The 24,388-nt window shown below is 62.7% G+C and carries 25 protein-coding genes; 12 read left to right on the forward strand and 13 right to left on the reverse strand.

The window, feature by feature from the left end:
* Window positions 1-235: 235 nt before the first annotated feature.
* From J2Y48_RS06385 to J2Y48_RS06395, 3 genes are all read left to right on the forward strand, one after another.
* A complete protein-coding gene (locus J2Y48_RS06385; protein ID WP_310414488.1) occupies window positions 236-2,572 on the forward strand; it encodes a glucose/quinate/shikimate family membrane-bound PQQ-dependent dehydrogenase in 2,337 nt (778 codons plus the stop codon).
* Window positions 2,573-2,641: 69 nt separating this feature from the next.
* The gene (locus tag J2Y48_RS06390) at window positions 2,642-3,067 is read left to right on the forward strand and encodes a hypothetical protein (RefSeq protein ID WP_310414491.1); all 426 of its coding nucleotides are present in this window, start codon (window positions 2,642-2,644) and stop codon (window positions 3,065-3,067) included.
* 282 nt (window positions 3,068-3,349) lie between these two features.
* Window positions 3,350-4,720, forward strand: coding sequence for a calcium-binding protein (locus tag J2Y48_RS06395; RefSeq protein WP_310414494.1), 1,371 nt, complete (start codon window positions 3,350-3,352; stop codon window positions 4,718-4,720).
* 94 nt (window positions 4,721-4,814) lie between these two features.
* Here J2Y48_RS06395 and dmeF read toward each other — a convergent pair whose 3' ends face one another.
* Together dmeF and J2Y48_RS06405 are read right to left on the reverse strand one after the other, a co-directional pair.
* Window positions 4,815-5,852: a CDF family Co(II)/Ni(II) efflux transporter DmeF gene (dmeF, locus tag J2Y48_RS06400; RefSeq protein WP_310414498.1), complete on the reverse strand. Its 1,038-nt coding sequence runs from the start codon at window positions 5,850-5,852 to the stop codon at window positions 4,815-4,817.
* Window positions 5,853-5,871: 19 nt separating this feature from the next.
* Entirely contained in the window at window positions 5,872-6,144 is a 273-nt protein-coding gene (locus tag J2Y48_RS06405) for a metal/formaldehyde-sensitive transcriptional repressor (protein WP_310414501.1), read from the reverse strand.
* Window positions 6,145-6,439: 295 nt separating this feature from the next.
* On the opposite strand from J2Y48_RS06405, the gene J2Y48_RS06410 reads away from it, so the two are divergent.
* Both J2Y48_RS06410 and J2Y48_RS06415 read left to right on the forward strand, forming a co-directional pair.
* The gene (locus tag J2Y48_RS06410; RefSeq protein ID WP_310414504.1) at window positions 6,440-6,937 is read left to right on the forward strand and encodes a GNAT family N-acetyltransferase; all 498 of its coding nucleotides are present in this window, start codon (window positions 6,440-6,442) and stop codon (window positions 6,935-6,937) included.
* A gap of 146 nt (window positions 6,938-7,083) precedes the next feature.
* Window positions 7,084-7,653 carry a type 1 glutamine amidotransferase family protein gene (locus tag J2Y48_RS06415; protein ID WP_310414507.1) on the forward strand — a complete coding sequence of 190 codons (570 nt, stop codon included), beginning with the start codon at window positions 7,084-7,086 and terminating at the stop codon, window positions 7,651-7,653.
* Window positions 7,654-7,743: 90 nt separating this feature from the next.
* Here the strand turns inward: J2Y48_RS06415 and J2Y48_RS06420 are convergent, their stop codons facing one another.
* From J2Y48_RS06420 to J2Y48_RS06430, 3 genes are all read right to left on the reverse strand, one after another.
* Window positions 7,744-8,661 carry a c-type cytochrome gene (locus J2Y48_RS06420; protein ID WP_405030177.1) on the reverse strand — a complete coding sequence of 306 codons (918 nt, stop codon included), beginning with the start codon at window positions 8,659-8,661 and terminating at the stop codon, window positions 7,744-7,746.
* Window positions 8,662-8,826: 165 nt separating this feature from the next.
* The gene (locus tag J2Y48_RS06425) at window positions 8,827-9,270 is read right to left on the reverse strand and encodes a cytochrome c (RefSeq protein ID WP_310414513.1); all 444 of its coding nucleotides are present in this window, start codon (window positions 9,268-9,270) and stop codon (window positions 8,827-8,829) included.
* A 126-nt stretch (window positions 9,271-9,396) separates the two neighbouring features.
* Window positions 9,397-10,032: a LysE family translocator gene (locus J2Y48_RS06430; RefSeq protein ID WP_310414516.1), complete on the reverse strand. Its 636-nt coding sequence runs from the start codon at window positions 10,030-10,032 to the stop codon at window positions 9,397-9,399.
* A 120-nt stretch (window positions 10,033-10,152) separates the two neighbouring features.
* Here J2Y48_RS06430 and J2Y48_RS06435 point away from each other — a divergent pair, with 120 nt between their 5' ends.
* Window positions 10,153-10,869 carry a YafY family protein gene (locus tag J2Y48_RS06435; RefSeq protein WP_310414519.1) on the forward strand — a complete coding sequence of 239 codons (717 nt, stop codon included), beginning with the start codon at window positions 10,153-10,155 and terminating at the stop codon, window positions 10,867-10,869.
* Here J2Y48_RS06435 and J2Y48_RS06440 read toward each other — a convergent pair.
* From J2Y48_RS06440 to J2Y48_RS06455, 4 genes are all read right to left on the reverse strand, one after another.
* The gene (locus J2Y48_RS06440; protein ID WP_310414522.1) at window positions 10,861-11,580 is read right to left on the reverse strand and encodes an amino acid racemase; all 720 of its coding nucleotides are present in this window, start codon (window positions 11,578-11,580) and stop codon (window positions 10,861-10,863) included. The two genes, J2Y48_RS06435 and J2Y48_RS06440, sit on opposite strands and share 9 nt — an antisense overlap.
* A gap of 20 nt (window positions 11,581-11,600) precedes the next feature.
* Window positions 11,601-11,978 (reverse strand): DUF4440 domain-containing protein, encoded by a 378-nt coding sequence (locus tag J2Y48_RS06445; protein ID WP_310414525.1) that lies wholly within the window; start codon window positions 11,976-11,978, stop codon window positions 11,601-11,603.
* A 231-nt stretch (window positions 11,979-12,209) separates the two neighbouring features.
* The gene (locus J2Y48_RS06450; RefSeq protein WP_310414528.1) at window positions 12,210-12,812 is read right to left on the reverse strand and encodes a superoxide dismutase; all 603 of its coding nucleotides are present in this window, start codon (window positions 12,810-12,812) and stop codon (window positions 12,210-12,212) included.
* A 361-nt stretch (window positions 12,813-13,173) separates the two neighbouring features.
* Complete coding sequence (locus J2Y48_RS06455; RefSeq protein WP_310414531.1) at window positions 13,174-14,055, reverse strand: branched-chain amino acid aminotransferase; 882 nt, start codon at window positions 14,053-14,055, stop codon at window positions 13,174-13,176.
* Between the two features lie 194 nt (window positions 14,056-14,249).
* On the opposite strand from J2Y48_RS06455, the gene J2Y48_RS06460 reads away from it, so the two are divergent.
* The 3 genes from J2Y48_RS06460 to J2Y48_RS06470 all read left to right on the forward strand — a co-directional run bounded on the left by J2Y48_RS06460 (window position 14,250) and on the right by J2Y48_RS06470 (window position 18,650).
* A complete protein-coding gene (locus J2Y48_RS06460) occupies window positions 14,250-15,290 on the forward strand; it encodes a zinc-dependent alcohol dehydrogenase family protein (RefSeq protein ID WP_310414534.1) in 1,041 nt (346 codons plus the stop codon).
* A gap of 186 nt (window positions 15,291-15,476) precedes the next feature.
* Window positions 15,477-15,923: a thioesterase family protein gene (locus J2Y48_RS06465; RefSeq protein ID WP_310414535.1), complete on the forward strand. Its 447-nt coding sequence runs from the start codon at window positions 15,477-15,479 to the stop codon at window positions 15,921-15,923.
* A 507-nt stretch (window positions 15,924-16,430) separates the two neighbouring features.
* On the forward strand, window positions 16,431-18,650 hold the full coding sequence (locus tag J2Y48_RS06470; protein WP_310414538.1) for a matrixin family metalloprotease: 2,220 nt from the start codon (window positions 16,431-16,433) through the stop codon (window positions 18,648-18,650).
* 373 nt (window positions 18,651-19,023) lie between these two features.
* Here the strand turns inward: J2Y48_RS06470 and J2Y48_RS06475 are convergent, their stop codons facing one another.
* The 3 genes from J2Y48_RS06475 to J2Y48_RS06485 all read right to left on the reverse strand — a co-directional run bounded on the left by J2Y48_RS06475 (window position 19,024) and on the right by J2Y48_RS06485 (window position 20,047).
* Window positions 19,024-19,221, reverse strand: a complete 198-nt coding sequence (locus J2Y48_RS06475) for a hypothetical protein (RefSeq protein ID WP_310414541.1) — start codon at window positions 19,219-19,221, stop codon at window positions 19,024-19,026.
* A gap of 13 nt (window positions 19,222-19,234) precedes the next feature.
* Window positions 19,235-19,477: a 30S ribosomal protein S21 gene (gene rpsU, locus J2Y48_RS06480; protein ID WP_310414545.1), complete on the reverse strand. Its 243-nt coding sequence runs from the start codon at window positions 19,475-19,477 to the stop codon at window positions 19,235-19,237.
* A gap of 360 nt (window positions 19,478-19,837) precedes the next feature.
* Window positions 19,838-20,047 carry a cold-shock protein gene (locus tag J2Y48_RS06485; RefSeq protein WP_310414548.1) on the reverse strand — a complete coding sequence of 70 codons (210 nt, stop codon included), beginning with the start codon at window positions 20,045-20,047 and terminating at the stop codon, window positions 19,838-19,840.
* A 458-nt stretch (window positions 20,048-20,505) separates the two neighbouring features.
* On the opposite strand from J2Y48_RS06485, the gene J2Y48_RS06490 reads away from it, so the two are divergent.
* Window positions 20,506-21,159, forward strand: coding sequence for a haloacid dehalogenase type II (locus J2Y48_RS06490; protein WP_310414551.1), 654 nt, complete (start codon window positions 20,506-20,508; stop codon window positions 21,157-21,159).
* A 29-nt stretch (window positions 21,160-21,188) separates the two neighbouring features.
* Entirely contained in the window at window positions 21,189-21,959 is a 771-nt protein-coding gene (gene tam, locus J2Y48_RS06495; protein WP_310414554.1) for a trans-aconitate 2-methyltransferase, read from the forward strand.
* A gap of 61 nt (window positions 21,960-22,020) precedes the next feature.
* Here the strand turns inward: tam and J2Y48_RS06500 are convergent, their stop codons facing one another.
* Window positions 22,021-22,755, reverse strand: a complete 735-nt coding sequence (locus tag J2Y48_RS06500) for a pentapeptide repeat-containing protein (protein WP_310414557.1) — start codon at window positions 22,753-22,755, stop codon at window positions 22,021-22,023.
* A gap of 392 nt (window positions 22,756-23,147) precedes the next feature.
* Here J2Y48_RS06500 and J2Y48_RS06505 point away from each other — a divergent pair, with 392 nt between their 5' ends.
* Complete coding sequence (locus J2Y48_RS06505) at window positions 23,148-24,317, forward strand: MFS transporter (protein ID WP_310414560.1); 1,170 nt, start codon at window positions 23,148-23,150, stop codon at window positions 24,315-24,317.
* Window positions 24,318-24,388: the final 71 nt, after the last annotated feature.

Consider the following 24,388-nt stretch of genomic DNA (forward strand, 5'->3'; position numbering starts at 1 on the left):
TCGACCGCCACGGCGCCCGGAACTGGCTCCGCCACGCGAAGCGGGATTCGAGCGCCGAAGCCTCACCAAGCAGGCACCGCATCACCTCGACAGCCCGAAGCCTCGCGCAGGAATTGTGGGCGATGGCATTGATTCCGGCCGAGGCTGGACTAGCTTTTCCTGAAGACGAGCCTCAACCCACGCATTGTTGCCACACGCTGCCGTATCCGACGGTCCGTTCTGGGAGAAAGCGTCCATGTTGCTCATTCTCACCGCCATCCTTTTCGACCTGATCGGGATCGTTCTCGTCGTCGGCGGCGGATGGCTGGTCTCGCTCGGCGGCAGCCCCTACTACATCATCGCCGGCCTCGGTTTTCTCGCGACCGGCATCCTGTTGTTTCTCAAGCGACCGATCGCCATCTGGATCTACGCCATCCTGATGGTCGGCTCGCTTGCCTGGGCGCTGTGGGAAGTGGGGTTCGACTGGTGGCAGCTCGGTCCGCGCGGGGGCATCATCGTGCTGCTAGGCCTCTGGCTGATGCTGCCGGCAATCCGCCGTCCGCTCGGGTTCACCAGCCCCACCGGCGAAACCTACCCCGCCTCGGCGCTGCCGCTCGCCATCGCCGGGCTGCTGTCGATCGGCGTCGCTGTCTACGCCATGACGCGCGACATGCACGACATCGGCGGCGCGTTGCCCCTGGAGGCCGTTACGACCACGCCGGCTCTCGGCGGCGACGTGCCGCCCGGCGACTGGCACCAGTACGGCCGCACCGCCTTCGGCCAGCGCTATTCGCCGCTCGACCAGATCACCACCGACAATGTCGGCACGCTGAAGGTCGCCTGGCAGTACCAGACCGGCGACGTGAAGCTTCCGGACGACATCGGCGAGACGACCTACCAGGTGACGCCGCTCAAGGTCGGCGACACGCTCTATCTGTGCACGCCGCACAACTGGGCGATCGCGCTGGACGCAGCCACCGGCAAGGAGAAGTGGAAGTACGACAGCAATTCCGGCATGAACCCCGACCGTCAGCACCAGACCTGCCGCGGCGTCACCTACTGGAAGGACCCCGCCGCTGCCGCGGGAACGCCTTGCGCCGAGCGCGTCTACCTGCCGACCTCGGATGCGCGGCTGATCGCACTCGATGCCGGCACGGGCGAGGTCTGCACCTCGTTTGCCGACCACGGCACGCTGCGTCTCGAACAGGGCATGGAATACAATCCGGCTGGCTACTACTATTCGACCTCGCCGCCGGTGGCCGTCGCCGGCAAGATCATCGTCGGCGGCGCCGTCAACGACAACTATTCGATCCACGAGCAGTCGGGCGTGATCCGCGCCTTCGACATCAATTCGGGCGCGCTGATCTGGAACTGGGATTCTGGCAATCCCGACGTGACGACGCCGCTGCCGCCGGGGCAGACCTATACGACGAACTCGCCGAACAGTTGGTCGGTGTCGAGCTACGACGAAGATCTGGGCCTGATCTTCGTGCCGCTCGGCAACCAGGTGCCCGACCAGCTCGGCATGGGCCGCAGCGAGCATGTCGAAAAGTATTCGTCCTCGATCGTCGCCCTCGACCTCCAGACCGGCCAGGTACGCTGGGTGCGCCAGACGGTGCACCACGACCTGTGGGACATGGATATCCCCGCCCAGCCGGCGCTGCTCGACATCACCAAGGAGGACGGCACCGTGGTTCCCGCCCTCGTAGGATCGACCAAGCAGGGCGACATCTATGTGCTCGACCGGCGCAGCGGCGAGCCGCTGATCCCGATCAAGGAGGAGCCGGCGCCGACCGGCGCGATCCCGGAGGATTTCACCGCGCCGACGCAGCCGGTCTCCGGCCTGACCTTCATGCCCGAGCCGCTCACGGAAAAGGACATGTGGGGCGTGACGATGTTCGATCAGCTCGCCTGCCGCATCGACTTCCACCGGCTGAAATACGAGGGGCGCTACACGCCGCCGTCGCTGCAGGGAAGCCTGATCTATCCCGGCAATTTCGGCGTCTTCAACTGGGGCTCCGTCGCCGTCGACCCGGAGCGGCAGGTGATGTTCGGCATGCCGACCTACCTGGCTTTCACTTCGAAGCTCGTGCCGCGCGACCAGATCCCGCCGAAGGAACAGAGCGCAAAGGGTTCGGAACAGGGCCTGAACCGCAACGAGGGCGCACCCTATGGCGTCTACATGGGCCCTTTCCTCGGCCCGCTGAAGATTCCCTGCCAGGCACCGCCCTGGGGCTATGTCGCCGGCGCTGACCTGCGCACCGGCGAGATCGCCTACCGCTACAAGAACGGCACCGTGCGGGACCTGTCACCGATTCCGCTGCCCTTCAAGGTCGGCGTGCCGGGCATCGGCGGGCCTATCATCACCAAGGGCGGCGTCGCCTTCCTCGGAGCCGCGGTCGACGACTACCTGCGCGCCTACGACTTGACGACCGGTCGGCAGCTCTGGGAGGCGCGGCTGCCGGCGGGCGGCCAGTCGACGCCGATGACCTACGCGGCCGGCGACAAGCAGTACGTGTTGATCGTCGCCGGTGGCCACGGCTCGATCGGGACGAAGCCGGGCGACTATGTGATCGCCTATACGCTGCCGTAACGTCAGCAAGGCTCGCATAAGGTGTGCGACCTAGCCTCTTCCTGACTAGCTTTTCAGGGAGAGATTTTCATGAAGATCGATAGTGGGCTTCTGGCAAGCCATGCCATCGCACGGCAGCACCGCGCCGCGTCCGGGGACGACGACGTCAACGAATCCAACCGGGGCGGCGCCGTTCCGCGAAACCTTACGCCCAGCGTTGCACCGTCGCTTCCGGCCTCTTCGGGCTTTGCCAGTGCCCTCTGGCTGATCGGCGTCGAGAAGGATACGAAGGCGGAGAACACCGCGGCTGCCAGCGCCAGCCTGGTGGCGGAGTTCATGGAATGGTCGGAGATGTCGCCCGCCGAGCGAATCCGAGCCCAGGTGCTCGAAGAATTGGGCCATACCGAAGCATCGCTGAAGACACTGCCGGAAGCGGAGCGCGAAGCGATCGAGGACGAGATCCGCCAGGCGATCGAAGCGCAGCTCGGAATCGACACGACGATTGCGGCTCCCTGACTGGAACTGATGGCTGGTCCGCAGCCTGTTGACAACTCTACCTTTTCTTGTGCGCTCCAAGGCCGCGCTGCTGGGGCAACATGCAGCAACCTTTCCATTTCCATCCGCGACTTGCCCTCAGTCTCAACCCTAGGTAGATTATTAATCGTATAGGTTTATCTCGCGCTCGACAATCGATCTGCGTGGAATACCGACAGCGCTGCATCTATGGCAATCCTGGGCTAGGCCCCGCGCACACCTGATCTCGAGAATTGCAATCCCAATCAGCAATGAGGTGAGGAAATGGCATCCTATGTCTTTGCGAATGATTCTGTCGGAACCGGCGTCCGCGCCACACTCGCGGGCAGTGACGTGGCCTATGTTCGCGCGGGGGTCCTGGTTGCATCGAGCGACACCGCAGCGATCTATGCCTACGACCCTTCCACCGCGCTCTGGATCAATGGAGCGGTGGTCGGGCGAACCTACGCATTGATGTTGGGTCGATTGCCAACCGAAGGCGGCCATAGCATCACAATCGAGGCCGGGGCCGAGGTCGGCGGCTTCGAAGCCGCAATCTATGCGGCTGGCATCGGCAACCGTGTCAAGAATGCCGGGACCATATGGTCCGAAGGCACCGCCATTGCGATCGACGGCTCGTCGGGGCTATCCACGGTGACCTCGACCATCACGAATGAAGGCCGCATCACGAGTTTCTCCGGTATCCGCAACATCGGAACGGACAGGGTTCAACTGACGAACACCGGCACGATCGACAGCGGCAACGGCTGGGCCTACACGTCTTTGATGGATGCCCCCGACCTCATCTACAACAGAGGCAAGATCATCGGCTCGATTGACCTCGGAAGCGGCGCGGATGTCTACGACGGCTCGAAGGGAACGTTGACCGGGGCAGTGCTTGGCAAAGCGGGCAACGACACCGTACTTGGGGGCAGCGGCGCTGATTTATTCCGCGGTGGCGATGGGAATGACAGCCTGAAGGGCGGCAGCGGCAACGACAGTCTCTACGGCGACGCCGGCAATGACAAGATCGATGGCGGAAGCGGCATCGACTACATGGAAGGGGGCGCGGGCAACGACACCTACGTCACGGATGGCGGCGACACGATCAAGGAACAGCTGAACGGTGGCACCGACACGGTGCGGTCCAGCGCCAGCCATAAACTCTCCGCCAACGTGGAGAACTTGACGCTGACGGGCAAGGGAGACCTCGCCGGCAAGGGCAATTCCCTCGCCAACATCATCACCGGCAACAGCGGGAAGAACCTGCTGTCAGGCGAAGCCGGTGATGACGTGCTCTCCGGCGGCGGCGGTGCGGATAGATTGACGGGCGGTTCGGGCAAGGACCAGTTCCTGTTCAATTCCTCGCTCGGCGGCGGAAACATCGACACGATCACCGACTACAACGTCGCCGACGACACGATCCGGCTGGAGAATGCGATCTTTACGGCACTTTCCACCGGCAAGCTCGCCGCGGCCGCGTTCGTCGCCAACACCAGTGGCAAGGCGGCAGATGCCAGCGACCGCATCGTTTACGAAAGTGACACCGGCAAGCTCTTCTACGATACCGACGGAACGGGTTCGGCCGGCGCCGTGCAGTTTGCGCTGCTGGCGAAGGGCCTCGCCCTTTCGGCTGCGGACTTCTTTGTCATTTGAACTCATAGCCGAGGCTGTTGGCGGAGGCCGTTGCCGTACGGGCGCAAAGGAGCGCCGACCCTATACGCTGCCGTGAATGCTCACGCAGGCAGATTCACGCCGCCGTCGCTACCTCGATCGTGACGTGGGATAGTTCGCGCAACGCGGCCAGCTTTGCCTTGTAGAAGCTTGGCTCCTTCGGATCCGAGGTGACCAGGGACACGATCGCGGCGTGGTGGCCAGGGCCGACCTGCCAGACATGCAGATCGGTGATGCGATCTGCCGGCGTTTCGATCACCTCGCGGATTTCCTCTGGCAGGGTCTCGCCTGCCGGCAGCGCGTCGAGCAGGACGGCTCCTGTACTGCGGATCAGCCCCCAGGACCATCTGGCGATCACCAGTGCACCAACGATGCCCATGAGCGGATCGAGGAACGCCCAGTTGTTCCACAGGCCGAACACCAGGGCCAGGATGGCCAGCACAGAGGTCAGTGCGTCGGCGAGAACGTGCAGATAGGCCGCCCGCAAATTGCTGCCGGCACCGCTCCGCTCGTAACCGTGGTGATGGTTGTGGTCGTCGTGGTGTTGATGATCGTGATCGTCGTCATCGCTGCGTCCGGCGTGACCATGCGGATGGTGGGGATGGGCGTGACCATGATGATGGCTGTGACCGTGGTGTTGGCCGCCGTCGTTCAGCAGCCATGCGCTCGCGAGATTCACGGCCAGGCCCAATACGGCGACGAGGATCGCCTGACCGAAATCGATCGATACCGGATTGGCGAGTCGGACGGAACTTTCCCAGGCGATCAGCAGGGCGATGAGCGCCAGGAGCACGGCGCTCGCGAAAGCGGCGAGATCGCCAAGCTTGCCCGTGCCGAAGGTAAAGCGTGCGTTGCCGTTCTCGCGCCGCGCGTAGAAATAGGCGAAGGCGGCGATCAGCATGGCGCCGGCGTGGGTCGCCATATGCCAGCCGTCGGCGGTCAGTGCCATCGACCCATACAGCGTGCCCGCGACGATCTCGGCGACCATCATGACCGCCGTCAGCGCTATCACCAGCCAGACCCGCCGTTCATTCCGGGCGTGATTCTTTCCGAGGAAATCGTGGGTGTGTCCGCGCCGCTTCGCTTCCAGGTTTGTCATCGACAGTTCCTTCATATCTCTTTCGGCGGCAGCGCTATTTCAGATAGCTGCGAATGACTTCGGCCAGTTCGGTGACTGCCTGCCGGCGATCTTCCTCGCCCGTCGCCGCCAGAACGTGCTCCTGCAGATGCCCGTCGATCAGTTCCGCCGTCAGCCCGTTCATTGCTCCGCGGATCGAGGCCAGGAGTTGCAGGACCTCCCCGCAGGGGCGCTCGGCCTCAAGCGCACGCTCGACCGCTTCCATCTGGCCCTTGAGACGGCGGATGCGGGCAATCAGCTTTGTTTTTTCACGGGTCGTGTGCGACATGGGATGAGCCTGACAATTAGCATAGGGGGGTATACTATAAGGGAAGGAGTCGACATTCCCTACCGGACTGATTTCGTTTTTTGCGACGAATTCGTTGAAGGCGCCCGCTTTTCGCGTTGACATGGGCGAGGATTCGGAGAATATCGCCGCCATGATCACGCACGCACCCATCGCCGCGACGTATTTTTGGCTGTTCCGATAAGGAGCGGCTGTTCGATCATATTCAACAAGCCGCCAACAGGCGGCTTTGTTGTTTTCAGGCACCTGGTGGCGAAAGACCCGAAGGAGCCTCGAAATGAATGCCGTCCTCAAGCTTGAAACCGCGCCGCTCGAACGTCCGGCGATGCTGAACATCCGGTCCGCCCGCCCGGGCGACCTGCAGCAGATCCTCGACATGGTGGCCTTGCACGCCGAGTGCCACGGCGATTGCGCACAGTTGTCCGCAAGCGATCTCGACCGCGACCTGTTCGGCCCGTCGCCATGGGTCAGCGCACTGGTGGCGGAGGCCGGCGGCCGGCTGATCGGCTACGCCATCCTGGTGCCACTGTACCGGGCGGCGGAGGGCCGGCGTGGCATGGAGCTCCACCAGATCTTCGTCCGAAAGGACCATCGCGGCACCGGCATCGGCCGGCATCTGGTTGCTCGCGCCCGCGAACAGGCCCGGCTGGCTGGATGCAGCTTCCTTTCGGTCAGCGCCGCCACCGGCAACTTTCAGGCGCACCGCTTCTACGAGGAGATGAACTTCCGGGCCGGCCCCGTCACCGGCATGCGCTACATCCAGGCACTGGCCTGACCGAGGCGCGTCATCGGGCCGCCCGCGGCTCCCGTGCGGCCCTTGCTGCCTCGAAACTCCGATATCGCTTTTCGCGGTCAACTGTGCGCCTATTTAACGTCCGCGCTTCAATTGTGCATCCGCAGTCAGAGACGAAGGAGAGGATCATGACGAAACGCATTGCGATCGGCCTCACCGAAGGCTTCGCAGACTGGGAATGCGCGCTGCTGATGGCTTCCGCGCGCAACTATTTCGGCTTTGACGTCGTCGCCGCCTCGCCCGGCGGCAAGGCGGTGACCTCGATGGGTGGATTGACGGTAATCCCGGCGGCGGCGCTCGAGACCATCACGCCCGCCGACTACGACGCGCTGGTTCTCTGCGGCGGCACGATATGGGAAACGGAAGCCGCGCCTGATACGGCCGGGCAGATCCGTTCGTTCCATGATGCGGGACGCCCGGTCGGCGCCATCTGCGGTGCGACGCTGGCGCTGGCCCGTGCCGGTGTCCTCGACCGCAGCGGCCACACCAGCAACGAAGCCGCGTTCCTGGCCACGGCACCGCAGTATCGAGGACAGGCGCTTTATCGTGACCAGCCGCAGGCGGTCCGCGACGGCAACATCGTCACGGCCCCCGGAACCGCGCCCGTGACCTTTGCGGCCGAGATCTACCGAGCGCTCGGCTTCCACAGTCCGGACCTCGAGCATTACGTCAAGCTCTATGGCCGCGAGCACGGTTGACATCGGCGCCGACTGACAACGACCGACTGCGCGGCACGGCTCCGCGGTCGCGGCGCAGTCATGCCGCAATTCGCCCGCGATCAAGCCGCATCAAAGGGCGGGAATTGCCTTCAGATAGGCCGCGATCGCCTCGCGGTCTTCCGCCGGCAGCCTTGCCATGTTCTTTTGCACCGACACCATCGAACCGCCGACCGAATCGAAATCCGGCGTGAAGCCGGTCTCGAGATAGTAGGCGATGTCGCTCTCGCTCCATCCGCCCAGACCCTTTTCGCCGGGTGTGATGTTCGGCATTCGCCCCTGCCCGCCTTCGGGGTTCGGCCCGCCGGCCAGCCAGGCTTCCGTCTTCATTCCGCCCAGCCCGTCGCGCGGCGTATGGCATTCGCCGCAATGGCCCGGCCCTTCGACGAGGTACTGCCCGCGCTCGACCTTGGCATCCGGCTTGGCCAGCGTCACCCGCGGCTTGTCGTCGAGATACAGAAATTTCCAGCCGCCGAGCAGGACACGCTGGCTGAAGGGGAACGGCAGATCGTGCGCCGGTGCAGTCGCGCTGCTCGCCGGCAGCGTCTTCAGGTAGCCGAAGAGATCATTGATGTCGCGCGGCGTCATGCGCGCATAGGATGCATAGGGAAAGGACGGGTAGAGGTGTTCGCCTCCCTTTCCGACCCCACGGACCATCGCATCCCCGAATTCGGCCAACGTCCAGCTGCCGATTCCGGCGTTTTCGTCCGGGGAGATGTTCGGCGGATGGAAGGTTCCGAACGGGCTCTTGAGCGATGCCCCGCCGGCAAGCACCAGCCGGTTTTCGTCCGTCGCCCCCGGGACGGCGTGACAGCTGGAGCAGCCGCCTTCCCAAAACACCCGCTCGCCGTTTTCGAGGTTGGGCTCGCCCAGCCCCGCCCAGGTGTTCTTCGGCATCCGTGCCGGCGCGGTGATCGACAGATACGACCCCACTCCAGCCACCGCGATAACCAGAGCGGCCACCGCCAACGCGCGAATTCTCATGGCAATCGTCCCCGGGGCATGACGCCCACCCCAACTGTTGACAGAGCCCTCCGGTGCCGCACGCCCAGACGCGGCCGCCCGTCACACCCGGCCATCGTCGCACGGAGGCGCCAAAACGCAAACTCTCCCGACGTTACGATCCCCGGGAGAGTCTGCGGTCCGCTCGTCTGGCTACTTCTTCAGCCGATACGTCTCGTGACAGCTTGCGCAGCTCTTGCCGATCGGCCCAAGCGCTGCGGCGACACCGGCCTGGTCGCCGGGAAGCGAGGCAAGCACGGTTTCGGCCTCCTTGCCGAGCTGCGTGGTCTTGGACTTGAAATCGTCCATGCTTTCCCAGATCTTCGGGCTTGCCTCCGTCTCCGCCCCGGATTCCGTGCCAGCAGGGAACTGGTCGGCAAAGCTCTTGGAGACGTCGCTCATCGTCGTCAGCGAGGCCTTGACGATCTCGGCGTCGTAAGGCTTCTCGCCCTTGGCGATCCCAGCCAGCGCGCCCATCGCCCCGCCGACCTTCTTCATCATCTGCTGGCGGGCGACTTGCGGATCGTCCGCCGCGACCACCGCACTGGCGCCGAGTACGGCAAGGGCGGCCGCGGCCGCGATTGTCTTCAGCTTCATCAATAGCTCCTGATTGGATTTGCCATGGAGATGGCATGTTGCGAATTGCGGTAGCAACATTGCACGATGAGGCCGGAAGAAAAGTAACGTTTTTTTGAATTCGGGCGACCGGGGTTTTCGGAACGCTCAGGCCCCGCCCCACCCGCGCCAGAGCGTGACGACGGCGATCGCGATGAGGAGCAGCCCTGATGCGCGACCGACGAAACGCGTCGCCTGCGGGCTGCCGACAAGCATGTCGCGCCCCCTGCCCGCAGCGACGGCGAGGCTGCCATAGACGGCGAGTTGCGTCATCCAGATCATCAGCACCATGACGGACGCCTGGCGCCAGATCGGCCCAAATTCCGGCCGCAGGAACTGCGGAAAGACAGCGAGCATGAAGAGGTAGGCCTTCGGGTTCATCAGGCTGGTCAGCGCCCCCTGGCGGAAGCGCGTCCACAGGCCGCGCTTGGCAACGGCGCCTATGCCGTCGATCGAGATGGAACTGCGGGCCAGCGTCCAGCCGATCCATGCGATGTAGGCGGCGCCCGCAACAAGCAGCGCATTGAACAGTGCCGGCACGTAGTGCAGCAGCACGCCGACGCCCAGGGCGGCATAGAGCGTGTGAACCAGCCCACCGGCCATAATGCCGAAAGTGGCCGACAGGCCGGCCCGGCGCCCGCCCGATAGCGAACTCGCCAACACATAGATCATGTCCATCCCCGGCACGACAATGATGCCGGCGAGCAGGAGAAAGAACAGCCAGAGGTTTTCCGCGTATGTCATGTCAGTTGTCCGGTCCCGTCATAGACAGCCATCAGGCTGTGCATCCTGCTATTTCAGTCAGTTGAAGTGTGGTATAGCGAAGGCCAACTGACAGGGATGTGTCAGTAGCGAGCCCTTTTGATGCGAAAAGCCTCCCGCCTGTTCGAGATCATCCAGATTCTGCGCCTGGCTCGCCAGCCGATCACCGCGGCCCGGATCGCCGAGCGGCTGGAGGTGACCGTGCGCTCGATCTATCGCGATATCGCCGCCGTGCAGGCGATGCGGGTGCCGGTCGAGGGCGAGCGGGGCATCGGCTACATCCTGCGCCCCGGCTTCGACCTGCCGCCATTGATGTTCTCGATCGAGGAGACCGAGGCGATCGTGCTGGCGCTGGCGCTGCTGGAGCGGACGGGCGACCATGAGCTCAAGGCGGCGGCGAAGAGCGTCGGCGCCAAGATCGAGGGCGCCGTGCCGACGCCGCTGCGCCACACCCTCAACGCACGCGCCCTGCACGCATGGGGCACGGTGCCGCCCGCCCCCGAGGCGATCGATCTGGCGATGGTGCGCCGGGCCATTCGGGAAGAGGAAAAGCTGTTGCTCGACTACCGCGACGAGTTGGGACGCGCCACCGAGCGCACCGTCCGTCCGCTGGCACTGATCTACTACTCCGAGCGCGCCAATATCGTTGCCTGGTGTGAACTGCGGCAGGCGATCCGCAATTTCCGCGCCGAGCGCGTGGAGAGTTGCAAGTCGACGGGAAACCACTTCCGCGGCGAGGGCGACCGTCTGCGGCAATTGTGGATCGCCGGATGGGGCAACGATCCGGCCGCAAACAGCCGTTCGCCCGCCTCAAGCTGATGCTTCGGCAATGGCCCGATCCAGCGCCGCCTCGACGTGCAATTGCACGACGTCGTAGGCGGCGACCGGATAGTCCTCCATGGCCGCGACCAACGGCAACTCGGTGCAGGCGACGGCGATCGCTTCCGCGCCTCGCTCGGCGAGACCGGCCGCCATAGACAGCAAGGTCTGCCGTGCCGCTTGCGTTATGCGGCCGAGCGTCAATTCCTCGACGATGATCCGGTGCAGCGCATGGCGCTGCTCGGGCGGCGGGGTCAGCACCTCCAGACCGTGACGCTCGCGCAGGCGGGAAGAGAAGAAATCCATCTCCATCGTGTAGCGCGTGCCGAGCAGGCCGACCTTTTTGTGGCCGCTCGCCCGCACGGCTTCGGCAAACGGGTCGGCGATATGGAGCAGCGGAATTTGCAGCGCCGTCTCTACCCGATCGGCAACGGCGTGGCCGCTGACGGCGGTGATCATCACGAAGGTCGCGCCCGCGTCCTGCAGCCGGCGTCCGGCATCCGTGATCAGACCGGCAACCTCATCCCAGCGCCCCTCGGCGGCCATGCGGTTGAGCGCGTCGAAATCGAGCGTGAAGAGCAGCGAGCGGGCATTGTGGTGCCCGCCGAGACGCCGATGGGCGATGGTGTTCAACAGCCGGTAATATAGCGCACTGGACTCCCAGCTCATCCCGCCGATCAGACCGATCAACGCCATTGGATTGTCCACCATGTCCCCTCCATTGCCTTCGCTCACGTCTGCCCCTGATGTGAGGTCCAGATATCGGTCCAGATCTTCCATTTGCCGTCGATCTTGCGCCAGATGAAGACGTATTTGCCGCCGACGGCAGCACCGGTGGCCTTCACCCGCGCGGCATAGGTGCCGATCTCGCGGGCACATCCCGGGGCGATCTCGGCAACATCGGTCGTCGTCAACCTCGGCTCGCCGAACACCTCGGTGGCAGCGGTCCAGAAGGCCTGGATGGCAGCTCGCCCCTTCAGGTTGTCCGGTCCTGGCGGCAACAGGTCGGCATCGTCATCGAAGAAATCGCCGACACCAACGGCTCCGGCCGTGTTCAGCGCCGCTGCATAACGCTGCGTCATCTCTTTGATCGTGTCGTTCAAGGTCATGGAAACCTCCCTGATCGCCCGCCCCAACGCATAAATCGTAGCACGAAACCTTCTCGACCTGTTCGGCCGCATCGGAGATGCGGGTCCTATTCCGCTTTTGACTGCAAGCCCTTGATTGGGCAATTGCTTGCCGCCGCGACCATCCCCGCATAACGCGGCGTGGGCTCCTCAAAACGACGAAGCCCCGGGCTTGCGACCGGGGCTCCATCGAAAACGGCAGGTCGACCGACCTTACTTCGTCGCCGCTTCGTACATTTCCAGCACGTAGTCCCAGTTGATCAGGCTGTCGACGAAGGCTTCCAGGTACTTCGGGCGGGCGTTCCGGTAGTCGATGTAATAGGAGTGCTCCCAGACATCGACGCCGAGGATCGGCGAAGCACCGTGCACGAGCGGGTTCTCGCCGTTCGGGGTCTTGGAGATGGCAAGCTTGCCGTCCTTGACCGACAGCCAGGCCCAGCCGGAGCCGAACTGGGTCGTGCCGGCGGCGATGAAGTCGGCCTTGAACTTGTCGTAACCGCCGAGGTCGCTGTCGACCGCCTTCTGCAGTGCGCCCGGCAGGCTCTTGCCGCCGCCGCCCTTCTTCATCCACTTCCAGAAGTGGATGTGGTTGTAGTGCTGGCCGGCATTGTTGAAGAGGCCCTGGTTGGTGCCGTAGGACTTCTTGACGATCTCTTCCAGCGTCAGGTTGGAAAGACCGGCCTCCTCGGCCAGCTTGTTGCCATTGTCGACATAGGCCTTGTGGTGCTTGTCGTGATGGTACTCCAGCGTCTCGCGCGACATGAACGGGACAAGCGCGTCGTAGTCGTAGGGCAGCGGCGGAAGTTCGAAGGCCATAGCGTATCTCCTCTTGCGTCCGGAATTTTTTCAATGAAATCCGTAGACTGGAACATAGGGGGCCGACCTGTCGCAGACAACCGGTTGCATGTCAAAATTTGCGCTTTGCCAGCAATTTCATTCCGGAGCGGGGGGCGGAGCGCGGCAGGCGGCCTGTCGACCGACATTGGCGGACTGATCCCGCAGGTGGCCACGGCACGTCCGCCCTCCCCGTCATGCCGGACCTGATCCGCGGCATCCAGCCACCGCGCGTCGGCGCGGTGAGTGATGCATCTCATGCGGTAGAGGCGAAGGAGTTTTTGGCGCGCAAGGACTTGCGCGCGCTGGATCCCGGCTCGGGGCCGGGATGACGGCTGGAAGCTTATCCCTTCGCGCTGGAACGTGCCCAGTCGAAATAGATCTCGCGCGCCTTCGCGGTCACCGGCCCGGTCTGCAGCTGACGGTCGTCGAGGCGGTGGACGGGCAGGACCTTGGAATAGTTGCCGGAGGTGAAGATCTCGTCGGCGGCGGCAAAATCGTCCACCGTCAACGTCGTTTCCCGGACATCGAAGCCGGCCTGACGCAGCAGACCGATGACGCGCGAGCGGGTGATGCCAGCAAGGAAGGTGTGGTTGGCGGCCGGCGTGAAGACGACGCCATCCTTGACCATGAAGATGTTGGAGGTGCCGGTCTCGGCGACGTTGCCGAGCATGTCGCGCACCAGCGCGTTGCCGAAGCCGCGGCTTTTCGCCTCGACGAGGATGCGGGCGTTGTTCGGATAGAGGCAGCCGGCCTTGGCGTCGGTCGGCATGCATTCCTTGGTCGGACGGCGGAAGGGCGAGACGGTCAGCGCCTCACCGGTCTTGCCGTCGCCCAAGGGCGCCTCGAACAGGCAGAGCGCAAACCGGGTCGATTCCGGATCGGCGGCGACGACGCTGAACGAGCCGTGTTCGGCCCAGTACATCGGCTTGACGTAGATCGCGGTCTTGCCGTCGAATTTCTTGACGCCTTCCCAGGCGAGGCCCTGAATCTCCTCGGCGTTCATCGTCGCCTTCATACCGAGGTTGACGGCCGAGCGGTTGACGCGCTGGCAATGCAGGTCGAGGTCGGGGGCGATGCCGTCGAACCAACGGGCACCATCGAACACGGTGGAGGCGAGCCACATCGCATGCGACATTGGCCCGATCAGCGGCGGGTTGCCGGCAATCCATTCGCCTTCGACATAGGTCCAGGTCGGGGTGCGCGGGGATGTATCGACTGCCATGTTCAGGTCTCCTTCTGGCCGATCAAGGCCGGCCCGGCGATGCGGGTCAAGCTGCCAATGGCCTGACTCAATTGGCGAGCGCTGTCCACTCACGATCTTGAATGGATGCATCAGCCATTGTCATGGATGCGCCGGTGGCACGCGCAAGGGCAGCATGGCATAGATGACCAAAAGCGAAAACGAGGGGCATTTCCATGAAAGCGATGTACTACGAAGCCTTCGGCGCTGCACCGGAGATCCGTACCCTGCCCGACCCGACGCCGATCCCTAACGGCGTGGTGATCAAGGTGGAGGCGACCGGGCTTTGCCGCAGCGACTGGCACGGCTGGATGGGGCATGACCCGGACATCCGGCTGCCGCATGTGCCCGGCCATGAGCTTGCCGGCACGGTGCTTGCCGCCGGCAAGGGGGTGATGCGCTTCAAGGCCGGCGACCGGGTGACGGTGCCCTTCGTCTCCGGCTGCGGCCATTGTCACGAATGCCGCTCGGGCAACCAGCAGGTTTGCGAGGAGCAGTTCCAGCCGGGCTTCACCCACTGGGGCTCGTTTGCCGAGTATGTCGCGCTCGACTATGCCGACCAGAACCTTGTGCACCTGCCGGAAAGCGTCTCCTACGCCACCGCGGCGAGCCTCGGCTGCCGGTTTGCCACCTCGTTCCGCGCCGTCTGCGACCAGGCGAAGGTGAAGGGCGGCGAATGGGTGGCGGTACACGGCTGCGGCGGCGTCGGCCTGTCGGCGATCATGATCGCGGCTGCGCTCGGCGCCAACCCGGTCGCGATCGACATCTCCGATGAAAAACTCGCCTTCGCGCGCAAGATGGGCGCGGTCGCAGCGATCAACGCCCGCGACGTCGTGGACGTGGCGGAAGCGGTGCGCGAGATCACCGGCGGCGGCGCGCATGCCTCGATCGACGCGCTCGGCTCACCCGCCACCTGCTTCAACTCGATCAAGAATTTGCGCCGGCGCGGCCGCCACGTCCAGGTCGGGCTGATGCTCGGCGAGCACGCAACGCCGCAGATCCCGATGGCGCAGGTGATCGGCCACGAACTGGAGATCTACGGCAGCCACGGCATGCAGGCCTGGCGCTACGACGCGATGCTGTCGATGATGGCGGCCGGCAAACTGCAGCCGGAAAAGCTGATCGGCCGTGAGATCAGCCTGGAAGAGGCGGTGCCGGCGCTGATGGCGATGGACACGGCCACCGACCTCGGCATCAGCGTGATCACGCGATTCTAGACCGGCTACGTGACGGAAGTTGGTGGCCGAATGCCGCCAATGCTCATTGCTCGTGCAGCGCGCCACCCGCCGCGGCCATCACCGGCGTCAGCATTGCGCCTCCAGTGCGCGACATCTCCGCTCTTTGGGCAATCCCGCAAGGAAGCTGCCGATTTCCTGGCCGATCAACATGCGCTTGGGAAAACTATGAGCCCGTCCAACACGCTCCCACCGCTCTCTGTCGGGCTACGTCATGTGGAGCGCCTCTTCGTTGCTCCAATTCACACTGTGCCTGAGATCGACGACTCCTGGCCCGGTTTCCGTGAAATGCCGCCGGTTCTAGCGACTGCGACCATGATCGCCTTCATCGAGCAGACGTGTGTGCAGGGCCTTCGCCCCTTCCTCAACCCGGGGCAACGCACTGTTGGCACACATGTCGATGTCAGTCACGTCGCCGCAACACCTGTCGGGATGACCGTCATCGCCGAAATTGAGTTGATCGAGGTCGAGGGAAAGTCGCTCCTGTTCAAAGTAACGTGCCGCGATGATACCGGTGTCATCGGAGAGGGAACACATCAGCGCACCGTCATTGATGTGGACCGCTTCATGAAGAGGCTTGGTGAGAAGTCCGCGGCCGCTGCGGCCTCTCGTTGAAGGGTGTTGGCGCCAGAGCACTCGTCGGCTTTGCGCCCCGAAGCGGCCATTCCATGTTTCGCGCCGATGCCATCGGCATCGCACAGTGGGCGGCATGGTGGGAAAGGCGATGCGCATCACAGGGAACGGTGTCACCGCAGCTGTAAATCCATGCTGCGGTATCCGATGGTTGAGGCTGAAACCGCTGATGCCGCCGCAAGGCTTTTCCACGACCACCCCACATTCCCGCGACGGCATGGATATCATGCCCTTTTTAACCTGAACGCCTCGCTGAAGCTTCCGACCACGGCGGCGTATCAAAATGAATTGTGAGTTCGCTGGCCTCTCGCGTCCACAGTTCGCCGGCATGACCGAAGTCGCCGGCTCCCGCAGTCCTGAATCTGTTGGCGTCGAGCGCCAGGATGGATCTGCGATAGACGACAGGCTTGCGTCCAGGTTGTGAACGTAGCAGATTGCTCTCAATCGCTTGATTCATTTTAGCAATTCATAATGCAGGGAATTACTTAGGTGGCAACATACAGAACGAATGAGCTCGATGTTGGATTCTATACGCCTTCCCTCATTGGACAGGAAGGATGGCTCGGGAGCGGATATAAGTGGGGCGGCGCGCTGGGGACCGGCGTTACCATCACCTATAGTTTCCCGGTCAGGGGGGCAAAATTCGCCAGCAATTACTCGATTGAAGGAGAGTTGGGTGGCTGGTCCCCTTTGACCGGCACCGAGATTACTTATGTCAAATATGCCCTCAAAGCTTGGTCTGGCGCCGGTGTCAAATTCAAGGAGGTAGCCGATAACGCAACTGTGGTCGGCGAACTCCGTTTCACCAAGAGCAGCACCATGGACGACGGGTCAGCCGCTCATGCGTATTACCCATGGAACGATCCATCTGCCGGTGATGTCTGGTTCAACACCACTCACTTCAACAAGAATATTGGCGACCTCAAGAAGGGGTCTTATGATTTTTTGATAATCCTGCATGAAATTGGGCACGCGCTCGGCCTGAAGCATTCCTTTGAATACACAGCGATGCCTTCAAAACTGGATAACTACTTCAATACCGTCATGAGTTATACGGCGTCGCCATGGTCAGGAAATCGAGATAACTACGCGTCTTTCTACCCGACAACTCCGATGTATTACGACCTTCTGGCAATGCAGGCGATTTACGGCAAGAACCTGTCGGTCAACAGCGGAAACAATACTTACACATTTAAGGACGGAACCAGGTACTGGGAGGCGATCAACGATACCGGTGGCGTTGATACCATCGCATATAGCGGCATCGAGAACAGCACGATCAACCTAAACCCTGGCAAGTTCAGCAGCCTCAGCGAGCGCATTCATTTTTCATACGGCAAATCATCGCGCGCGACGGTGACGATCGGACCTGACGTCATCATCGAGAATGCCATCGGCGGCAATGGCAATGACACCTTGATCGGCAATTCTGTTGCCAACGTGCTGAATGGCGGCGTCGGCCGCGATACGATGTACGGTCGCAAGGGTAACGACACCTATTACGTCAACGACCCCGGCGATATTGTTGATGAGAGCGTCAGCGGATCGAATGGAACAGATACCGTCAGGTCATCCATCTCATTCAGCTTGGCAAACACGAAGGCCGTCAAGGGCTCTGTCGAGAACCTCACCCTCCTGGGATCACGCGCCCTTTCTGGCACAGGCAACGCGCTGAACAACACAATTGTCGGCAACTCCGGCAGCAATGTGCTTTCGGGGAATGCGGGCAATGACGTCCTCAAGGGTGGTGCCGGCCGCGACACGATGCGTGGTGGTTCGGGCAACGACACTTACTATGTCGACAGCACCGGTGATGTCGTCGACGAGAGCCTGAGCGGCTCGAACGGATCCGACACGATCCGCTCTTCTATCTCGTTTAGTCTCGCCAACGCGAAGGTCGTCAAAGGGGCAGTTGAACACCTCACCTTGACTGGTACGGCCAACATATCGGCCACCGGCAACTCCCTCCACAACACGATTACCGGGAATTCGGGCGCTAATCTGCTTACGGGAAATGCTGGCAATGACACGCTAAATGGGGGCCTGGGTCGCGATACGATGCGTGGCGGATCAGGTAGCGATACCTACCATGTCGACAACGCTGGAGACATCGTTGATGAAAGCCTGCGTGGCTCCAATGGAACAGACACCGTCAGGTCATCCATTTCATTCAGCCTGGCGCAGAGCGCTACGGTCAAGGGCTCGGTCGAGAATCTGGTGCTTGTTGGCTCCAAGAACCTGTCGGGGACAGGCAATTCTCTCAACAACACGATCACTGGCAACGCGGGAAGCAACCAGCTTAGCGGCGGCGCAGGAAACGATGTCATATCGGGAGGTGCCGGCGACGATGTCCTCAGCGGTGGGCATGGAAAAGATACCCTGACTGGCGGAGCCGGGGCCGATATTTTTGTGTTCGACACCGCCCCAGGCGGTGTGAATGTGGATACGATAACGGACTTCAACATCTTGGAGGATCGCTTCCATCTCGCCTCACGGTTCTTCGACCTTGGCCAGGCTGGCGACAAGCTGACATTCGACCAGTTCCGCCTGGGTGTTGCTGCAATCGATGCCGATGACAGGATCATCTACGACTTGGCGAGCGGACTGCTCTCGTATGACAAGGATGGCGTCGGCGGAGAGGACGGGGTGGTCTTCGCCAGACTGACCAATCAAGCCGCTATTGGTCACGATCATTTCTGGATTGCCTGAAGGAGGCGGCCAAGGATCGTCAGTCGGGAATTTGCCGCATCGGCAACAGCTCGTAGATTACCCTGCCCAGCCTTTTGACGCCTGCGGCACCTTCAAGTCCACAAAGGGCCAAGGATTGAAGCCGATCCGGCTGGTGGTCGGGCGGTGGAAAAGGCCGGAACGCCGGCCGTAACACGGTCCACGCTTTCCTATGGCATTGCGGCGCGACCGCTTCGTCGCCGACGGCAGACAGCGTGATCACCCGGTTCTTAACGGAGCATTTTCATCAAGCGTGTGGCGCCCGGATGGCCCACTCGTCGCGCTGACCGTCACGCGTGCCGCCGGCCGCGCATCGGCACTTTCAAAAGGAGGATTGCCCGACTGATTGCCGGCCCTACACCCGCTTCTTGGAACCAGGCTGGTTTGGTTTGGGCGGTTGGGCGAGGCGAAGCGCGCGGAGCCTTTCGGTCTTCTTTTCGCGTGCCGCAGCTTCGGCGGCAACGATACTCTGGACAACCGAGTGCGTGTGCGCGGCCTTGTCATGCCCCGTGGACTTCGCCGGCTTGAAAAACTGATCTTTGGTTGCTGCCATGCTCTCCTCCATATCAGCGAGGTCTCGCTGCCACCTTCCGTTTGGGGGCCGGCAACAAACCTTCGCGTTGCGCCTTCTTGCGCGCGAGCTTGCGGGTGCGCCGGATCCCCTCCGCCTTTTCACGCGCGCGCTTTTCGGACGGCTTTTCATAGGCGCTGCGCGCACGCATTTCCCGGAACAGACCTTCTCGCTGCATTCTCTTCTTCAAGACGCGAATGGCCTGTTCAATATTATTGTCCCTGACGATAACCTGCACAATATCTCCTTTCGCAGTCACAACTGCTATTTCCTGGTCCTGATGGAATTTGGATTGATCCAGCTATTCCGATTGGACCAGTTCGTTTCACCATCCGACGCCGCGGTTTTTGCACCACCTGCGCGTGCCGGCGACTAATGCTCGTTCGAAACTCTCGTTCTGAAACCGCGCTCTGCATCGAGGCGATCCCAGCGCTTCGGGCAGCTCGGACATGATTCGTCCGAGGCCTTCCGGCTGGGCGTTTCCAAGCACCCGGGTCTTCCATGGCCATCAAACAAAAGGTCGGGCGTGAACCCGACCTCTCCAGTCACTCGTCTCTGCTGCCAGTACATCCGTGGTCAGCGAGAGCGAACGACAAATTCACACCGCCTGAAGGTTGTCGGCGGAGCTTTTGCCTGACTTCCGGTCCTGCACGATGTCGTACCGAACCTTCTGGCCATCGTTCAGCGAACGCATACCTGCGCGCTCGACGGCCGAGATATGAACGAATACGTCCGTGCTGCCGTCATCGGGCTGAATGAAGCCAAAGCCCTTGGTTGCATTAAACCACTTTACCGTTCCAGTATTCATAACGATTTCCTTTCGAAGCAATCGTTGTGGTTCCCACGTTACCTTGCGGGATTAGATCGATTTTTGAGAGGAAATCCGTCGGGAGCGTGTCGCTCGGGAACGACGTCACAAGCAATGGTCGATTGGGAGAATATAGGCTCAATTTCTAATTTGGCAATGGAGCGGACGTTTTTCTGAGCCGTCTGGTCCTGAAAAGAGCCAATAAGAACCTGCTTTTGCTCGCAAGTTTATTTTCCGCTCAGGTGCGGCTTTCATGCATTTTCACCGCCAGGGTCAGATTCTATTCCGTGATATTTGGCGAAATATTGTTCGAGGTCCGCATCGGGCCAGAAGGCGACAACAACGTTCGTTTTCCACATAACCGCTTCCCTACCGCCCGCCATATTGTGCATTGCACCCAATGTTGACATGATCGGGCGCTAATGATTTGGAATGAAAGCGTTTTTGGAGGAAATGGCGTGTCTCACGCAGCCTATGTGTTCGATGCCTATGGCACGCTGTTCGACGTGCATGCGGCGGTGCGCCGCCATGCGGGCGATGTTGGGCCGGAATACCAGCGCTTTTCCGAGATGTGGCGGGCCAAGCAGCTCGAGTATTCCTGGACCCGGGCACTGATGGGCGCCTACAGGGATTTCTGGCAACTGACGGAGGAGGCGCTGGACCACACCTTCCAACGCATTCCCGGCGTCGATCCGGCGTTGCGGCCGAAGCTGCTCGACGCCTACTGGAAGCTCGATTGCTATCCGGAAGTGCCCGCTGTGCTGCGGGCGCTGAAGGCACGCGGCGCACGTGTCGCAATCCTTTCCAACGGCTCGCCCGCCATGCTGAAGTCGGCAGTCGCCAATGCAGCGCTCGACACCGTCATTGACGACGTCTTCTCGGTCGATGCGCTGAAAACCTACAAGACCGCACCCGCCGTCTACGACATGGTGACGACGAACTACCGTCTCTATCCGAACGCGGTGTCTTTCCAGTCGTCGAACCGCTGGGACGTCGCGGGTGCGACGAAATTCGGCTTCCGCACCGTCTGGATCAATCGCACGGGCATGCCGGACGAGTATCCCGACCTTGGCCCATCGCTGATCCTGCCGACGCTGGAAGCGCTGGAATAGTCACACGCAGGCAGCAAAGAGGGTGACGCATGGCATGGTCGGCGGCGCAATATGTGAAGTTCGAGAACGAGCGGACGCGGGCGGTGCGCGACCTGCTGGCGCAGGTGCCCGAACTGCCGGCAGGCATCGCCTACGATCTCGGCTGCGGCCCCGGCAACTCGACCGAGCTGGTGATCGCACGCTTTCCGGATCGACAGGTCGTGGGCATCGACAGCGATGCGGACATGCTGGCAGCAGCCCGCAAGCGCCTCCCGAACAGTCGCTTCGAGCACGGCGATCTCGCACGCTGGAGCCCGCCGCAGCCGGCGGCGCTGCTCTTTGCCAATGCAGTGTATCAGTGGGTGCCTGAGCATGTTGCGGTCTTCGCGCGGCTGATGGACCATCTCGCTCCCGGCGGCGTGCTGGCCGTGCAGATGCCGGACAACCGCGGCGAGCCGAACCACACCGAAATGGATGCAACCTCCGAAGATCCACGCTGGGCCGCCCATTTTTCGGCGGATCATCCGCGCCGTGCGCCGCTTCCCCCGACTCTGGCCTATTACAACGCGCTGAACGCCAAGGCTGCGCGCATCGACATCTGGCACACGATCTACAATCATCCGATGGCGGATGCGGCGGCGATCGTGGAATGGGTCAAGGGCACCGGCATTCGCCCCTATCTGGCAAAACTCCCGCAGGATCAGCAGGAGCCCTTCCTCGAGGCCTACCGGCAGAGGCTGGAGAGGGCCTATCCGAAAACCGCCGACGGGCGCGTGCTGCTGCGTTTCCCACGCCTGTTCATCGTCGCCGTCAAGGGGTGAAACGGCGGTCTCGCCAATCGGCTCTGGAGGCTAAAACCGGTCCGCAGCACGGGGGACATGCTCAGTCAAACGGGCACGGCCAGTCCGGCGATGCTGTGAAGCCGGGAGGCAGCTTCGTTGCGGCGTTGCCGCAAGCGAGATCGATCTGTTCCTGTTCCAGGCCCGTCGAGGACGACAGGTCCAGTCCCTCGATCCGGGTGAGGAACAGAAACGCGTGCGCGAAATCGAGCCCCCCCTCAAAAGAGGCCTTGCTCAGGTCGGCGCGGGAGAGATTGGCATATGGGAAGCGCGCGCCGGTGAGGACTGCGCCGGTGAAATCGGCCCGTCCCAGCTCGGCCTTCTCGAAATTTGCTCCGGTCAGAACCGCGCCCCTGAAACTGGCGCGCTGCAATTCCGCCGAAGCGAAGGTTGCGCCAGGCGCTGACACCTTGTCGAACCCGGTGCGAAAACCCTCGATGCGGTTGAAGTTGGCCTTCTCCGCGGCGGCGCCGGTAAACCATGCCCGCGCCAGCGCGGCCTTCTCGAGGTTGGCCGCGCTAATGTTCGTGTTGCTGAGGTCGGTGAACATCAGATCGGCGCCCGACAGATTGGCCCCCTGAAAATCCCTTCCCTGCAGTATGATCGCCCTTTTGGTACATTCGCTCCAGTCGATGCCAGGCCGGGGCAAAGCGGAGCAGTCGGCGGCGGCGCCTGCCGCGGCCGGCGTCAGCGTCGCAAGCGCCAGAGCGATGCCCAGGGCGTGGCCGAGGGCACCCCGGGGGACGTTTCCTTTTGCGCGTCCATGCGGTCCGTACATAAAAATCGCTCCGAATGCGCACCCAAAGCACGTCGTCGTCGGGCCTGCCTATTCGATTGTTGCGGTCTCTGGCGTTACGCGTGTATGTCTTGGTCGGGCCTGTTCGCTGGTCGTGATCACTGGCTTTTCGCGTGTCTTGGCTTAGAGACGGTATCCGCCTTCGGCAGGATTGCACCGGACACAGGACGCACTGTACGCACAGCGGGCTGCAAAGTTAAAGCGGAGTCTTGGGAATCGGCCACCGGCCGACCGAGCCAATCCTCCGTCGGTGCCGCGAGCGCGTGACGCATCCGGCGTGTGAAATTTTTACGACCATTGCGGCGAGGGCATTCCTTATGCAACCGCACTCGGATAATGCTTCTGCCGCCGCAACGGCGGCCCAGGGAGTTCTCATGCAGTCCGAACAGGCCATTCAGGCCCATTCCATGCCCGACTGGCCGGCGATCGTCGCCGTGGTCCTCGGCGTGACCGCCTTTTCCGTGGCACAGGGCGTCACCTATCCGCTGATCTCGCTGGTGCTGGAGGCGCGCGGCGTCTCGTCGACGATGATCGGCGTCAACGCCGTCGGTTTCGCCATGGGGCTGGGTGCGGCGACGCTGATGTTGGGCCGGCTGACGCAGCGCTTCCGCGCCAACCACCTGATCATCGCCGGTCTGATCGGCTGCTCGCTCTGCCTCGCCGCCTTCGCCACCTTCTCCTCGATGCTCGTCTGGTTCATCGCCCGGTTCCTGCTGGGTTTCTGCGCCAGCCTGATCTTCATGCTCAGCGAGGCGTGGCTCAACGTCGCCTGCCCCGACCGGATTCGGGGACGCGTCTCGGGCATCTACGGGGCCTCGATCTGCGCCGGCTTTGCTGCCGGTCCGCTCGCCATTCCGCTGTTTGGTACGGACGGCGGCTTCGGGTTTGCGCTGACGGCGGTCTACCTTGCGCTGGTCGCCTTTGCCACGGCGATGTTGATGTACTCGACGCGAACGGTGCCGGAACCGTCCTCGACACGCGATCTCTTCCGCTTTTTCCGCCATGCGCCGATGCTGATCGCGATGGTCTTCGCCTTCGGCTTCGCCGACATCGCCGCGATCTCGACCATGCCGGTCTATTTCGTCCGCACCGGCCATTCCGAGGCGTTCGCGGCGATCAGCGTCACGGTGCTGGCACTGCCGACCGCGCTCGCACAACCGCTCATCGGCTATGCGCTGGACCGGCTGCCACGCCATTCGGTCGCCACCGGCACCGCCTTCGTCGCCGCGGCAAGCTATCTCGCCATCCCCTTCCTCGATGCGCCCGCCCTGATCCTGTGCGCCTTTGCGATGATGGGAACGGCGAGCTTTTCGCTCTACACCTGCGCGCTCACCATGCTCGGCGAGAACTTCCGCGGCAGCATGCTGGTGGCCGGGAGCGCCGCCTATGCGCTGATCTACGCCGTTGGCAGCGGTGCCGGTTCGAGCCTCACCGGCGCCATCATGGAAGTCGGCGGGCCGGATGCCGTGCCACTATCCGTCGGTACGGCGATGGCCATCTTCGCTTTTGCGTTCCTGCTGGGCAGGCGACGGGTAGTCGCCTGAACCGCGGCGAGCGACCCGGCCGGCCGGCCGCGCGTGACCCTGCGCGCCAAGGCCGGACATTTTCCTCCAAC

The organism is Mycoplana sp. BE70 (assembly GCF_031455855.1).
Classification (GTDB): Bacteria; Pseudomonadota; Alphaproteobacteria; order Rhizobiales; family Rhizobiaceae; genus Mycoplana.

Bases quoted from the DNA above. Each gene is read 5' to 3' on its own strand.
- J2Y48_RS06385 (WP_310414488.1), top strand. From the start codon at position 236: ATGTTGCTCATTCTCACCGCCATCCTTTTCGACCTGATCGGGATCGTT.
- J2Y48_RS06390 (WP_310414491.1), top strand. From the start codon at position 2,642: ATGAAGATCGATAGTGGGCTTCTGGCAAGCCATGCCATCGCACGGCAG.
- J2Y48_RS06395 (WP_310414494.1), top strand. From the start codon at position 3,350: ATGGCATCCTATGTCTTTGCGAATGATTCTGTCGGAACCGGCGTCCGC.
- dmeF (WP_310414498.1), bottom strand. From the start codon at position 5,852: ATGAAGGAACTGTCGATGACAAACCTGGAAGCGAAGCGGCGCGGACAC.
- J2Y48_RS06405 (WP_310414501.1), bottom strand. From the start codon at position 6,144: ATGTCGCACACGACCCGTGAAAAAACAAAGCTGATTGCCCGCATCCGC.
- J2Y48_RS06410 (WP_310414504.1), top strand. From the start codon at position 6,440: ATGAATGCCGTCCTCAAGCTTGAAACCGCGCCGCTCGAACGTCCGGCG.
- J2Y48_RS06415 (WP_310414507.1), top strand. From the start codon at position 7,084: ATGACGAAACGCATTGCGATCGGCCTCACCGAAGGCTTCGCAGACTGG.
- J2Y48_RS06425 (WP_310414513.1), bottom strand. From the start codon at position 9,270: ATGAAGCTGAAGACAATCGCGGCCGCGGCCGCCCTTGCCGTACTCGGC.
- J2Y48_RS06430 (WP_310414516.1), bottom strand. From the start codon at position 10,032: ATGACATACGCGGAAAACCTCTGGCTGTTCTTTCTCCTGCTCGCCGGC.
- J2Y48_RS06435 (WP_310414519.1), top strand. From the start codon at position 10,153: ATGCGAAAAGCCTCCCGCCTGTTCGAGATCATCCAGATTCTGCGCCTG.
- J2Y48_RS06440 (WP_310414522.1), bottom strand. From the start codon at position 11,580: ATGGTGGACAATCCAATGGCGTTGATCGGTCTGATCGGCGGGATGAGC.
- J2Y48_RS06445 (WP_310414525.1), bottom strand. From the start codon at position 11,978: ATGACCTTGAACGACACGATCAAAGAGATGACGCAGCGTTATGCAGCG.
- J2Y48_RS06450 (WP_310414528.1), bottom strand. From the start codon at position 12,812: ATGGCCTTCGAACTTCCGCCGCTGCCCTACGACTACGACGCGCTTGTC.
- J2Y48_RS06455 (WP_310414531.1), bottom strand. From the start codon at position 14,055: ATGGCAGTCGATACATCCCCGCGCACCCCGACCTGGACCTATGTCGAA.
- J2Y48_RS06460 (WP_310414534.1), top strand. From the start codon at position 14,250: ATGAAAGCGATGTACTACGAAGCCTTCGGCGCTGCACCGGAGATCCGT.
- J2Y48_RS06465 (WP_310414535.1), top strand. From the start codon at position 15,477: ATGAGCCCGTCCAACACGCTCCCACCGCTCTCTGTCGGGCTACGTCAT.
- J2Y48_RS06475 (WP_310414541.1), bottom strand. From the start codon at position 19,221: ATGGCAGCAACCAAAGATCAGTTTTTCAAGCCGGCGAAGTCCACGGGG.
- J2Y48_RS06485 (WP_310414548.1), bottom strand. From the start codon at position 20,047: ATGAATACTGGAACGGTAAAGTGGTTTAATGCAACCAAGGGCTTTGGC.
- tam (WP_310414554.1), top strand. From the start codon at position 21,189: ATGGCATGGTCGGCGGCGCAATATGTGAAGTTCGAGAACGAGCGGACG.
- J2Y48_RS06500 (WP_310414557.1), bottom strand. From the start codon at position 22,755: ATGTACGGACCGCATGGACGCGCAAAAGGAAACGTCCCCCGGGGTGCC.
- J2Y48_RS06505 (WP_310414560.1), top strand. From the start codon at position 23,148: ATGCAGTCCGAACAGGCCATTCAGGCCCATTCCATGCCCGACTGGCCG.